Genomic DNA, 12,630 nt, shown 5'->3' on the forward strand with positions numbered 1-12,630 from the left:
AACCATTCGCGAGCTCTTGCCAATTGAAAGTTCATCAGTGACTTCCACTGTTGGTTTATTTTTCCTTGTAAAAGCTCTTCTTCAGAATAATTAAATTTTTCAATATCCACTTGCGGGAGATAAATTCTTCCTCTCTGTCTATCTTCTCCTACATCCCTCAAGATATTTGTTAATTGATTTGCAATTCCAAGAGCTATAGCTGCTTCAGAGGGGTCAGGCATAGCACTCCATGGAGCTGATGTATAAGCGCTATCAATCCCCATCACATTTTGAGTCATTAAACCAACAGTCCCTGCGACTCTATAACAATAGAGTTTTAATTCATCAAAATCTTTGTATCTAAATTTATTAAGATCCATTCTCTGGCCATCTATCATGTCTAGATAAGGTTGAATACTTTGTGGATATTTTTCGATGGTGTCTAGTAGAACGGCATCTAATTCCGATTTAATGTTGCCTTTAAAAACATTCTTTGTATTTTCTTCCCATGCATTTAAATTTTCTGCAAGTTCATCTTGCGATTTAGTTGAAGCTTCTAAGCTATCCATTATTTCATCTGTTCTTCTACACCAAACATAAATAGCCCAAATAGCTTTTCTTTTCTCTTCAGGTAGCAGAAGGGTTCCCAAGTAAAAGGTTTTAGCCCATTTTTGGGTTTCTTTTCGGCATATCTCGTATGCTTGATCTAGTTGAGAAATTGAATTTTTCAAAAAGTTTTAGATGAATTTTTAAATTACTGGAATGTAAATCTCATGAAGAAACATTTTGAGGAGTTTTGGAATACTCCTTATTGATTGATTCCGCGCATAATTTACCACTTAAAACAGCTCCTTCCATAGATGCTAAATATTTTTGCATAGTATAATCACCTGCTAAAAAGAAGTTTTTTATAGGAGATTTTTGACTAGGTCTGAACTCTTGGCATCCAGGAACTGCTTTATAAACAGATCTTGGAGTTTTGACTACTTTATATTTTCGTAAGTTTGTTTTATCGTCTCCCATGAAATGCGTTGGGAATAATTTTTTGAGTTCCTCCATAGTTGCATCAACAATATCCTGATCACTCCTATTTATCCAATCTTTTGCTGGTGCAAAAACCAATTCAAGCATTGATCTATTTGGATCTTCATATTCTTTGCAGGTGATACTCATATCTGCATAAACACTGAGGAGAGGTGATCTGCTGAATAATAAATGATCAATATCTGTTAATTTTTTGTCAAACCATAAATGGATATTAATGACTGGCACACCATTTAAACCATCTAATTTAGAAAATGCATCTAACCCTTTCCATTGTTTAGGGATCATTAATTTAAAAAGATCTACAGGCATTGCACTTACATAAGCATCAGCCGTTAGCTCTTTCTTTTCGTTTTTATCTAAAGAGGCAATAGTAAAACTTTTAACAGTGCTGTCCTCATTAAGGTTGATTTGCCTTAATGGACTATTCATGTGAACTTCTCCACCACGAGCAGTAATATAATCAACCATTGGCTGGCAAAGTCTTTCTGGAGGAGCTCCGTCAAGGAATGCCATTTTAGAACCATTTTTTTCTTGTAAAAATCTGTTTAATGCTGTTAATAAAACTGTAGATGATATTTCATCCGGTCCAATGAAATTAAGAGCTTTACTCATCGCTATAAAAACTTCATCATTAACTCTTTCCGGTATATTGTGCTCTTTTAGCCAATCTGTCCATGATTTTGTATCACATTTATCTAAGTACTTTTGGCCTCTCAACATTGCAGGCACTAAACCTAATCCAAATAGAATCTTTTCATTCCATGAAAGCATATCATTATTGCTTAGTATTGCTGATACACCATTAACTGGAGCAGGTATATCGGGAAAGTCGAATCTACTGTAAGTTCCAGGCTCTGATGGCTGATTAAAAATCATTGAATGACTTTTCCATTGGAGTCTATCTTCAATATCTAATTCCTTAAAAAGTTGCAACATATTTGGGTAGGCTCCAAAAAATATATGTAACCCAGTTTCATACCAATCTCCATCTTCGTCTTTCCATGCGGCAACTTTCCCACCTAAAACATCTCTGGCTTCAAGTACAATCGGAATGTGTCCATTATCGACTAAATATTTAGCGCAAGATAAACCTGCTAAACCAGCACCAGCAATTACAACACGCATTATTAAATCAAGAAATAAATTAACACTTACTAATAAGCTACATTAAAGTTAGAACATAATAGTTTTTTTCGTTGATTATTTCGTAAAATTATGGAAAAAATGCTTTTAAAATCGACTACTAGGCATGTAAGAATTTTTACTGCCGAAGTGGTAGATGAAGAATTAAAGTTTCATCCCAATAAACTAACTCTTGATTTAGATCCTGATAACGAATTTATTTGGAACGAAGATTCTCTAAACAAAATAAATGAAAAATTCAATGAATTAATAAAAGAGAGAGCAGGAAAGGATTTAGATGATTATGAACTTCGAAAAATAGGATCAGAAATCGAAGGTTTAATTAAATTTTTGCTTCAAAATGGTCAGCTAAGTTATAACCCTGATTGTAGAGTAATGAATTATTCAATGGGTTTACCAAAGACAAATGAAGTGCTGTGAATAGATCATCCTCAAATAGAAGGCCAAGGAGAGGCTCAAATAGAAGTTATTATCCTCCAAATCCAAGGGACGTGGATTCATATGGTCAAAGAAACAATAGATTGCCTGCTTCTTCTGAACAAAAGATCAACTTTAGTACAGGAACCATTGCCGTACTTGCTGGAGTTCTAATTTTAGGAGTTGGTATTGGGAGCGCTATTACCAGTACAACAGATGGCGGGCAGGGAAATATAGCAAGTCAACAACAATTAGATATGGCTGTTCCAGACCCTGAATTTTGCAGACAATGGGGAGCTAGTGCTTTTGTAATTGATGTTGAAATGTATACGACTCTAAATCCATCTACGAGTTTTGTAACGCAACCAGCTCTTCAGCCAGGGTGTGTTATTAGAAGAGAGAATTGGACAGTTTTACAAAAACAGGGCGCAATTAGTAATGAAGATGTAAGAGAATGTAAGCAAAGGATGAATACTTTTGCTTATATTGGTTCTATAAGAGATAAGCCAATAGTTAAGTGCGTTTATCAGACTGATGTAAATGAAAATAAATTTATAATAAAAGGCGATGGACAAGCCGAAGACGGCGGGGTAGGTATTAACAAAGAAGCAATTCAGTTTTGATCGAAATTATATATGCCTCAAAGGGCTTTCTAAACTAGCAAATTGTGGGAGAATGTTTTTCTTAAATACTTCTGATGCTCTTGATGTATATCTTGACGGATTAGTAATTAATTTAAGTTCTCTTTTAACCTCTAAATCAGCAACGAATGCTTTGTGGATTGTTCCAGCCGATAATTCTCTTTCAATAGAAACAACAGGCAAAAAGGAAGCTCCTAAACCTGATTGAACTGCATTCTTGATTGCTTCAAGAGAGTTAAGTTCCATCTCAATTTTTAATCTTTGAATATCAAGCCCAGAATCTTGAAGAAGTTTGTCAACAACTTTTCTTGTTGTAGATTGTGAGTCTAATGTTACAAAATTTAATTTGTATAAGTCTTCTTTTAGAAGCTCTTTTTTGGTCGAAAGTGGATGTTTAGATGGTAAAACTAATGCCAATTCATCAGTGGCATATGGAATTACTTGTAGCAAATTTTCCAAATCTCCAGGTAATTGTCCGCCAATAATGGCTAAGTCAATTTGTCCATTGGCCACACTCCAACCAGTTCTTCTCGTACTATGAACTTGAAGTTGAACGGATACATCAGGGTATTTTTGTCTGAATAGTCCTATCATTCTCGGCATTAAATAGGTACCCGTTGTTTGGCTCGCTCCAATGACAAGAGTTCCACCTTTTAAGCTATTTAAATCTTCAATAGCTTTGCAAGCTTCGTCGCATTGATTCAAAATTCGTTCACAATATTCAAGTAATAGTCTCCCTGCTTCAGTCAATAGAGCCTTCCTACCACCTCTGTCGAAAATTGTGATTTCAAGTTGTTTTTCTAAATTTTGTATTTGTAAACTTACGGCAGGTTGGGTTACATATAAGAGATCTGCAGCTTTTTTAAAACTTCCTTGAGCTGCTATAGCTTTTAATATTCTTAATTGGTCGAGTGTAAATGGTAATTCTGGCATCTATTATGCCTACAATTTCTTATAATTCTAATGCTTAGGAGCATTCTTGTTAAGAACAAAAATTATTTGAACAATTTAAATATATGGAGACTCATAAAACTTCGCTAATCATCTTAATTTTGATTTTGATTTTTGCGGTCATTCATAGTGGGGGAGCTGCTTTAAGAATCAAAGCAGAATCTATTATGGGTCCAAGATTATGGCGGTTATGTTTTGTTTTTTTAAGTTTGCCATCTGCAATTATCTTGATTAGTTATTTTTTAGCTCATAGATATGACGGAATCAGATTATGGAATTTACAGGGCAATAATTTTGTTTTTATGGTCGTTTGGTTCTTAACTGCAATAAGTTTTTTATTTTTATATCCCGCTACTTACAATTTGCTAGAAATTCCTTCGGTTTTAAAACCTAAAGTACGAATCTATGGAACTGGGATAATGCGAATCACAAGACATCCACAAGCATTTGGTCAGATAATTTGGTGTTTTGCTCATACTTTATGGATTGGTACATCATTCACATTAGTAACTTCTATTGGCTTAGTTTTGCATCACCTTTTTGCAATCTGGCATGGCGATAAGAGATTAGCAAATAGATTTGGAGAAGAATTTGAAAATTTTAAAAAAAATACTTCCATAATCCCTTTCTTGGCGATACTTGAGGGGAGGCAAGAATTTAAGATTAAAGAATTTTTTAGGTTATCTCAAGTTGGCATATTAATTGCAATAGGCGTACTTTGGTGGTCTCATCAATATATAAATATTGCTGTTAAAACATTTAATTCATCATTTTTGTCTGAATTTTTCAATTGACAGTTTAAAATCAAAATATAAGTTCTTTAAAAAATGCCACAAGCTTCAGAAATTGCCTGGTTAATTCCTGTTTTCCCACTTATTGGAGCAGTGCTTTCTGGCTTAGGACTAATAAGCATTAACAAGAAAATTAATAATTCAAGAGAAATTGTTTCTGTAGGTCTGATTTCTTTCGTTGGGATTTCTGCGGTAATTAGTTATAAAGCTTTAATTGAACAAGTTAATGGTTATCAATCAGTAGAAAAATTATTTGTATGGGCCAATGCTGGGGATTTCACAATTCCAATGGGATTTGTCCTTGATCCTTTGGGGAGTGTAATGCTTGCGTTAGTAACTACAATAACTTTGCTGGTAATGATTTACTCTCATGGTTATATGGCGCATGACAAAGGTTATGTCAGATTTTTTACATATTTAGCATTATTTAGTAGTTCAATGATGGGATTAATAGTTAGTCCGAATTTATTAGAAATTTATGTTTTTTGGGAATTAGTTGGGATGTGTTCTTATTTATTGGTTGGTTTTTGGTATGACAGGGATGGCGCTGCACACGCTGCACAAAAAGCATTTGTTGTTAATAGAGTGGGAGATTTTGGTTTATTACTAGGAATTCTTGGCCTATTTTGGGCAACAAATAGTTTTGATTTTAATGAAATAGCTACTGGAATTTCTCAATCGATATCTGACCATTCGATACCCATTTGGGCTGCTTTATTACTTTGTTTTTTAGTTTTTCTAGGGCCAATGGCTAAATCCGCTCAGTTTCCTCTTCATGTGTGGTTACCTGACGCAATGGAAGGTCCTACACCAATTTCTGCACTTATCCATGCTGCAACAATGGTTGCAGCAGGAATATTTCTTGTAGCAAGACTTCAACCTTTGTATTCAATATTCCCCTCTATTCAGTTCATTATTGCTTTAGTTGGCACCATTACTTGTTTTTTAGGAGCCTCTATAGCTTTGACCCAAATGGATTTAAAAAAAGGTTTAGCTTATAGCACAGTTTCTCAGCTTGGGTATATGATGCTCGCAATGGGTTGTGGAGCACCAGTAGCAGGAATTTTTCATTTAGTGACTCATGCTTGCTTTAAAGCAATGCTATTTTTGGGATCTGGTTCAGTAATACATGCTATGGAAGAAGTAGTTGGCCATCAGCCTGTATTAGCTCAAGATATGAGATTGATGGGCGGTTTAAGAAAAAAAATGCCATATACATCAACAACATTTTTAATAGGTTGTGTAGCAATTAGTGGAATTCCTCCATTGGCAGGTTTTTGGAGTAAAGACGAGATACTCGGAAATGCTTTTATATCATTTCCAGCTTTTTGGTTCATAGGACTTCTAACAGCTGGTATGACTGCTTTTTATATGTTTAGGCTTTATTTCTTGACATTTGAAGGAGATTTCAGAGGGGAGAATAAAGAATTGCAAAAAGAGCTTCTAATAGCCTCTAAAACAAACCTAGATGAAGAAAATGAAGAAGAGCATGAAGAACATGGCTCTATTCATGAGTCACCCTGGTCAATGACATTTCCCTTGGTATTTCTAGCTGTACCGTCTGTAATTATCGGTTTTATGGGACTTCCATGGGATAGCAAAATTGCAAATTTACTAGATCCTGAAGAAGCAGAGACTGCTGCAAAAGCCTTCGAATTAAAAGAATTTTTGCCTTTAGCACTTGCGTCAGTACTTATTGCATCAGCTGGAATCATTATTGCTTATCAGGCATATTTTGTGAAAAAAATTAATTTATCAGTTTTATTTGCCGAAAAGTTTCCTAGCATCAACCGATTTTTATCCAATAAATGGTATCTAGATGATATTAATGAAAAACTTTTTGTTAAGGGTAGTAGAAAACTTGCTAAAGAAGTTTTAGAGGTTGATTCTAAGGTTGTTGATGGCGTCGTAAATCTTACTGGACTTGTAACTTTAGGTAGTGGAGAAGGTTTAAAATATTTTGAGACTGGTAGGGCTCAATTTTATGCGCTTATTGTTTTTGGAGGTGTAATTTTACTAGTTGCTATATTTGGTTTTCAATCTCCTCAAGTATCTTAATTACAATTGTGTGTCTTCACTGTCCATTGGGGTGAAAAAATACAGAAAATTTCTAGACTTTATTTAAGATAAATTTCTTATTAAATTGAGTACTTATTTTTATACACATTTTGCGACACAAATGTTGGGAACTTTGGGAGCTGGATTGTCTAATTTTCCTTGGTTATCTGCTTCAATTTTATTCCCAATTGGTAGTGCATTTGTGATACCTTTTTTCCCAGATAAAGGGGATGGCAAAGAGGTGAGATGGTTTGCATTGTCTATTGCATTAATAACTTTTTTAATAACTGTAGGTTCATATATAAATGGCTTTGATATTAGTAATGAAAATGTTCAACTTAAAGAAAATATTAGTTGGCTCCCTGATTTAGGTCTTACTTGGTCTGTTGGCGCTGATGGCATGTCTATGCCGTTAATATTATTGACTAGTTTTATAACTGCTTTAGCAGTTCTTGCTGCATGGCCAGTCAAGTTCAAACCAAAGTTATTTTTCTTTTTGATATTGGTTATGGATGGTGGGCAAATCGCTGTGTTTGCCGTACAAGATATGCTTTTATTCTTTCTAACTTGGGAACTTGAGTTAATTCCCGTTTATTTATTACTGGCTATATGGGGTGGCAAAAATCGACAATATGCAGCAACAAAATTCATTATTTATACAGCTGGTAGTTCTATCTTCATTCTTTTGGCAGCGTTAGCAATGGGTTTCTATGGTACAGAAATTCCTAACTTTGAGTTTTCTCACTTGGCAGCTCAAGATTTTAGTCAAAAATTCCAAATATTATGTTATGTAGGGCTTTTAATTGCATTTGGTGTGAAACTACCAATAGTACCTCTTCATACTTGGCTTCCAGATGCTCATGGAGAGGCTACAGCTCCTGTTCATATGCTTCTAGCAGGAATTTTATTAAAGATGGGAGGATATGCTCTTTTAAGATTTAATGCACAATTATTACCCGTTGCTCATGCTCAATTTGCCCCATTATTAATAGTTCTAGGGGTAGTCAATATAATTTATGCTGCATTAACTTCTTTTGCTCAAAGAAATCTTAAAAGAAAAATTGCATACAGTTCGATAAGTCATATGGGTTTCGTTCTTATTGGAATAGGGAGTTTTAGTAGCCTTGGAACAAGCGGAGCTATGCTGCAAATGGTTAGTCATGGATTAATCGGTGCAAGTTTATTTTTTCTTGTTGGTGCTACCTATGACAGAACAAAGACTCTTAAACTTGATGAAATGAGTGGTGTAGGACAAAAAATGAGAATCATGTTTGCCCTATGGACTGCTTGCTCCCTGGCTTCCCTGGCTTTGCCTGGTATGAGTGGATTTGTTTCCGAATTGATGGTATTTACAGGATTTGTTACTGATGAAGTGTATACACTTCCTTTTAGGGTAGTGATGGCCTCTTTAGCTGCTATCGGTGTAATACTTACTCCTATTTATCTACTTTCAATGTTACGAGAAATTTTCTTTGGTAAAGAAAATCCTAAATTAATCGAAGAACGAAAACTTATAGATGCAGAGCCAAGGGAAGTTTATATTATTGCTTGTTTACTTTTACCGATTATTGGAATAGGTTTGTACCCAAGATTAGTTACTGAAAGTTACATTGCATCTATCAATAATTTGGTCGATCGAGATTTAACTGCAGTTAAAGGTGCTGTGAAAACAAATATTTTTTCAGGAACTAAAACAAATGAGATCCTAAAAGCTCCAACTATATAATTTTTAAAATTAATGCGATATTGTTTGGCATTAAATAATTAAGGGTATATCTTATGTATAGTTATTACCAATTTAAAAATATCTAACTACAACCCTATTCATAGACAACAATTAGGGCCTAGATTGTTGATTAAGTTTCTTCAAGACGCCGCAGGTAAAGGTGATCTTGATCCATGGGATATTGATGTAATAAGTGTAATTGATAGTTTTTTAGAGCAATATTCACAATCTTTCGGCAGCAAATCATATAGCAAAAGTTCCTATCATAAGGATTTATCTGAGACAAGCGAAGCTTTTTTTGCTGCTTCCGTACTAGTTAATTTAAAGGCTCAAGTTTTGGAATCTGATGTTTTCAAAGAAAATTCTTCCGATTTTGAAGATGATTTTGACTTGGATGATCAAGATTGGATTGACCAAGAATTTGATATACCAAAATATCCTGAAAAATATCTAAGGAGGAGGTCAATAGCACAACCAATTCTCAAACGTACAACAACTCTGGGAGAACTGGTAAGTCAGTTAGAGTCTATTGCTGAAGTTATAGAAACCCAAGACCTTCTACTAATGAAGAGAAAAAGAAATAAAAAATATTCAGATAAAGCTTTAATTTCTCAAGTGAAATCATTAGCGCATCGTGAGAAACTACCGGAAACCACTAAAGCACTAGGTAAATTTATTGATGGGTGGGAAAAAGCATTACAGTGGACAGATTTTGAATATCTAGTTGAGAAATGGCAAACTGTTGTAAAAAATGATTTAGATAAAGATCGTTTGGGAGTTTTTTGGGCTTTGTTATTTTTATCATCTGAAAACAAAATTGAAATTAAACAAATTAATTCCTTATATGGCCCAATTCAAATTAAAAGAATAATACCTGATGGTGGCTTAGCTCAATTGCCTATAGAAAATCTTGAGGTAAGTAATGCCTCTTCCTCGGCTGCTTAGAAGCTTCATAGTAATAACGTATAATTTAAAAAATGGTTTTGAATTTATGAAGGCAATGATACTTGCGGCAGGTAAAGGCACACGTGTTCAGCCTATTACGCATGTTATTCCGAAACCGATGATTCCGATTTTGCAAAAACCTGTTATGGAGTTTCTCTTGGAACTTTTAAGAGAACATAACTTTAAGGAAATAATGGTAAATGTTTCTCATCTGGCTGAAGAAATTGAAAATTATTTTAGGGATGGGCAAAGATTTGGAGTAGAAATTGCTTATAGTTTTGAGGGAAGAATTGAAGATGGAGAATTAATAGGTGATGCTTTGGGATCCGCAGGAGGATTAAAAAAAATTCAGGATTTTCAAAATTTCTTTGATGAAACTTTTGTTGTTTTATGTGGTGATGCTTTAGTTGATTTAGATTTAACTCAAGCTGTTAAAAAACATAAGCAGAAAGGAGCTATTGCGAGCTTAATAACAAAGAAGGTAACTAAAGATCAAGTATCAAGTTACGGTGTCGTAGTTTCTGATGAAAATGGTCGAATAAAGGCTTTTCAGGAAAAGCCAACAGTTGATCAAGCTTTAAGTGACTCTATAAATACAGGAATTTATCTTTTCGAACCCGAAATTTTTAATTACATACCTTCAGCAGAGAAATTTGATATTGGAGCTGATCTTTTCCCTAAACTTGTTGAAATGGATTTACCATTTTTTGCATTACCAATGGATTTTGAATGGGTAGATATTGGAAAAGTTCCTGATTATTGGAGTGCTATTAGAAATGTATTGCAAGGTAAGGTAAGACAAGTGCAAATACCAGGTAAGGAAATAAAACCAGGAGTTTTTACCGGTTTGAATGTAGCGGCTAACTGGGAAAAGGTTAATATTACCGGGCCGGTTTATATAGGAGGCATGACTAGGATCGAGGATGGAGCAACTATTATTGGCCCTTCCATGATTGGACCAAGTTGTTGCATTTGCGAGGGAGCAACTATAGATAACTCAATTATTTTTGATTATTCTAAAATTGGTAAAGGTGTAAGACTTATGGATAAGTTAGTGTTTGGTAAATATTGTGTTGGGAAAAATGGAGATCATTTTGATTTGCAAGATGCATCTTTAGATTGGTTAATAGCAGATTCAAGAAGATCTGATTTGACTGAGCCATCGCCTCAGCAGAAAGCTATGGCAGAATTATTAGGTACTGATTTGATTAATATTCCAGACTAAGATTAGCTTTTTCAATAATCTCAGGAATTAAATGCTCTGCTTTTACGGCCATTAGATGAACACCATTTGCGATATTAATAAAATCATGAGCTTGTTCAGCTGCAATTTTAATACCTTCTTGTAATGGGTCTTTAGCATCTTTAAGACGATTTAAGATATTTTCAGGGATGTTTGCGCCTGGAACGTATTTGTTTATAAAGAGAGCGTTTTTGTAAGACTTTAATAGGAATACACCTGCAATTACAGGAATTTCAAGAGGCTTGCTAATTTTTTCACAAAACTCTATCAAATTTTCTTTTTCCATAACCATTTGAGTTTGTATGAATCCAGCTCCAGCCTCTTTTTTCTTTCTCATTCTATTTTCTAGACTTCTTTTATTTCTGCAATTTGGATCAGCTGCAGCACCTGCAAAAATAAATGTTTTTTTATCGGAAAGTTCTCCTAGAGTAGGATCAATTCCTTTATTGAAAGCCTGAATTTGTTGAAGCAATCTAACAGACTCAAACTCATGTACGGCCTTGGCATCTTGTTGATCCCCAGCTTTTACTGAATCACCGGTAATGCATAAGATGTTTTTAATTCCTAAAGCATTTGCTCCCAGAATGTCTGATTGTAAAGCAATTTTATTACGATCTCTGCAAGAAATTTGCATTACTGGTTCTATCCCATTTTCCAGTAATAGTTTGGACATTGCCAAGCTGCACATTCTCATTACAGCTCTACTTCCATCGGTAATGTTAACAGCATGTACCTTATCTTTCAAAAGTTGTGCTATCTTAAGAGATCTTATGGGGCTTCCACCTCTTGGCGGCATTAACTCTGCCGTTATTACCTTAGATCTTTTTTCTAAAGTCTGCTGAAGTTTTGATTTCAATTGCTTTTGTTTCCTAGTTGGTTAACAAGTGTACTGAGATTGCTAAACTTAATTAATATAAAAAAGGAACTGTTTAAATGCAAATGGTTGAAGAAGAAGTAAACAACATTGATATGATGGGTCTCTCAGCAAGAGAGATGGAAATCATTGATCTCGTAGCTGATGGGCTTACAAATCAAGAAATTGCGGTAAAACTAACTATTAGTAAAAGAACTGTTGATAATCATGTAAGTAATATGTTTACAAAAACTGGTTCTAAAAACAGAGTAGCACTTTTGAATTGGGCAATGGACAACGGCAAGATTTGTAGAGATGGATTTAATTGTTGTACACTCCCTGACTCTGATCAAGATTAGTATTACCCTTTACTTTTTTTGTATCATTAGCCAAATCCATTAGACAATAATTTGTAGATCCTAATTCGAAGAGTTCAGCATATGCAATACAAGCATCCTTGTCTGAATCAACAAATCTCAATATACCTTCTTTGTCGTAAAGACCATACATCTGAAGAAAATAAAAAATACTTTGCTTAAATATAAAGAAAATATAAAGGATGAGTGGTTCTTTTGACTAGGTACTTTTGAAAGTTGTTATCTAGTCTTCTTTCCACTGTGAAAAAGGATTGTTAGCGAGACTGAAATTGGAGTAATGGGTCAGCCCAGTAATTTCTTTTGAAATGAAAGATGGAAGAATTAAATCTTCCTCTTCATTAGAAAGTTCAATTTCTGCAATTTCAAGTGGATAATTATTTTCTTTAAAGCAATCTATAATCCAAGATTTTTTTTCAATTTCTAGAAAGTATCTATCTTTTTTAATTGTATTTGAAAGAG

General features: G+C 34.3%; 13 protein-coding genes. 8 read left to right on the plus strand and 5 right to left on the minus strand.

All coding sequences use genetic code 11. The annotated features are described in order from the left end of the window. Together MK115_RS00630 and pds are read right to left on the minus strand one after the other, a co-directional pair. Window positions 1-710 (minus strand): squalene/phytoene synthase family protein (locus MK115_RS00630; protein ID WP_287608182.1); only part of this gene is annotated, 710 nt, incomplete at its 3' end. A 40-nt stretch (window positions 711-750) separates the two neighbouring features. Then, window positions 751-2,151 (minus strand): 15-cis-phytoene desaturase, encoded by a 1,401-nt coding sequence (gene pds, locus MK115_RS00635; RefSeq protein ID WP_287608183.1) that lies wholly within the window; start codon window positions 2,149-2,151, stop codon window positions 751-753. A 90-nt stretch (window positions 2,152-2,241) separates the two neighbouring features. On the opposite strand from pds, the gene ndhM reads away from it, so the two are divergent. Beyond that, window positions 2,242-2,589, plus strand: coding sequence for an NAD(P)H-quinone oxidoreductase subunit M (gene ndhM, locus MK115_RS00640; RefSeq protein WP_011817637.1), 348 nt, complete (start codon window positions 2,242-2,244; stop codon window positions 2,587-2,589). Beyond that, window positions 2,586-3,209, plus strand: coding sequence for a DUF3172 domain-containing protein (locus MK115_RS00645; protein ID WP_287608184.1), 624 nt, complete (start codon window positions 2,586-2,588; stop codon window positions 3,207-3,209). The genes ndhM and MK115_RS00645 overlap by 4 nt, the downstream gene beginning before the upstream one ends. 6 nt (window positions 3,210-3,215) lie before the next feature. Here the strand turns inward: MK115_RS00645 and MK115_RS00650 are convergent, their stop codons facing one another. Beyond that, window positions 3,216-4,160: a LysR family transcriptional regulator gene (locus MK115_RS00650; RefSeq protein WP_025922065.1), complete on the minus strand. Its 945-nt coding sequence runs from the start codon at window positions 4,158-4,160 to the stop codon at window positions 3,216-3,218. Window positions 4,161-4,243: 83 nt separating this feature from the next. On the opposite strand from MK115_RS00650, the gene MK115_RS00655 reads away from it, so the two are divergent. From MK115_RS00655 to MK115_RS00675, 5 genes are all read left to right on the plus strand, one after another. Continuing rightward, window positions 4,244-4,972, plus strand: a complete 729-nt coding sequence (locus MK115_RS00655; RefSeq protein ID WP_025905936.1) for an NnrU family protein — start codon at window positions 4,244-4,246, stop codon at window positions 4,970-4,972. A 33-nt stretch (window positions 4,973-5,005) separates the two neighbouring features. Beyond that, complete coding sequence (locus MK115_RS00660; protein WP_287608185.1) at window positions 5,006-7,027, plus strand: NAD(P)H-quinone oxidoreductase subunit 5; 2,022 nt, start codon at window positions 5,006-5,008, stop codon at window positions 7,025-7,027. A gap of 121 nt (window positions 7,028-7,148) precedes the next feature. Beyond that, window positions 7,149-8,753 carry an NAD(P)H-quinone oxidoreductase subunit 4 gene (locus MK115_RS00665; RefSeq protein ID WP_287608197.1) on the plus strand — a complete coding sequence of 535 codons (1,605 nt, stop codon included), beginning with the start codon at window positions 7,149-7,151 and terminating at the stop codon, window positions 8,751-8,753. 123 nt (window positions 8,754-8,876) lie between these two features. Continuing rightward, a complete protein-coding gene (locus tag MK115_RS00670; RefSeq protein ID WP_287608186.1) occupies window positions 8,877-9,698 on the plus strand; it encodes a segregation/condensation protein A in 822 nt (273 codons plus the stop codon). Between the two features lie 46 nt (window positions 9,699-9,744). Continuing rightward, window positions 9,745-10,923, plus strand: a complete 1,179-nt coding sequence (locus MK115_RS00675; protein ID WP_025892470.1) for a nucleotidyltransferase family protein — start codon at window positions 9,745-9,747, stop codon at window positions 10,921-10,923. On the opposite strand, the gene MK115_RS00680 is transcribed toward MK115_RS00675, so the two are convergent. Further along, entirely contained in the window at window positions 10,907-11,797 is an 891-nt protein-coding gene (locus MK115_RS00680) for a methylenetetrahydrofolate reductase (RefSeq protein ID WP_287608187.1), read from the minus strand. The two genes, MK115_RS00675 and MK115_RS00680, sit on opposite strands and share 17 nt — an antisense overlap. A 77-nt stretch (window positions 11,798-11,874) precedes the next feature. Here MK115_RS00680 and pedR point away from each other — a divergent pair, with 77 nt between their 5' ends. Next, window positions 11,875-12,153: a photosynthetic electron transport-dependent transcriptional regulator PedR gene (pedR, locus tag MK115_RS00685; RefSeq protein WP_011817646.1), complete on the plus strand. Its 279-nt coding sequence runs from the start codon at window positions 11,875-11,877 to the stop codon at window positions 12,151-12,153. Window positions 12,154-12,394: 241 nt separating this feature from the next. Here pedR and MK115_RS00695 read toward each other — a convergent pair. Next, window positions 12,395-12,630, minus strand: a 236-nt coding sequence (locus MK115_RS00695; RefSeq protein ID WP_502923582.1) for a CYTH domain-containing protein, incomplete at its 5' end; no start/stop codon positions are given.

This window comes from Prochlorococcus sp. ALOHA_ZT_50, from assembly GCF_022447305.1.
Taxonomy (GTDB): domain Bacteria; phylum Cyanobacteriota; class Cyanobacteriia; order PCC-6307; family Cyanobiaceae; genus Prochlorococcus_A.

What these genes read in the sequence shown, in the direction of transcription:
- MK115_RS00675 (WP_025892470.1), top strand. Translation starts at nt 9,745, where the DNA reads ATGAAGGCAATGATACTTGCGGCAGGTAAAGGCACACGTGTTCAGCCT.
- ndhM (WP_011817637.1), top strand. Translation starts at nt 2,242, where the DNA reads ATGGAAAAAATGCTTTTAAAATCGACTACTAGGCATGTAAGAATTTTT.
- pds (WP_287608183.1), bottom strand. Translation starts at nt 2,151, where the DNA reads ATGCGTGTTGTAATTGCTGGTGCTGGTTTAGCAGGTTTATCTTGCGCT.
- MK115_RS00665 (WP_287608197.1), top strand. Translation starts at nt 7,149, where the DNA reads ATGTTGGGAACTTTGGGAGCTGGATTGTCTAATTTTCCTTGGTTATCT.
- MK115_RS00655 (WP_025905936.1), top strand. Translation starts at nt 4,244, where the DNA reads ATGGAGACTCATAAAACTTCGCTAATCATCTTAATTTTGATTTTGATT.
- MK115_RS00660 (WP_287608185.1), top strand. Translation starts at nt 5,006, where the DNA reads ATGCCACAAGCTTCAGAAATTGCCTGGTTAATTCCTGTTTTCCCACTT.
- pedR (WP_011817646.1), top strand. Translation starts at nt 11,875, where the DNA reads ATGCAAATGGTTGAAGAAGAAGTAAACAACATTGATATGATGGGTCTC.
- MK115_RS00650 (WP_025922065.1), bottom strand. Translation starts at nt 4,160, where the DNA reads ATGCCAGAATTACCATTTACACTCGACCAATTAAGAATATTAAAAGCT.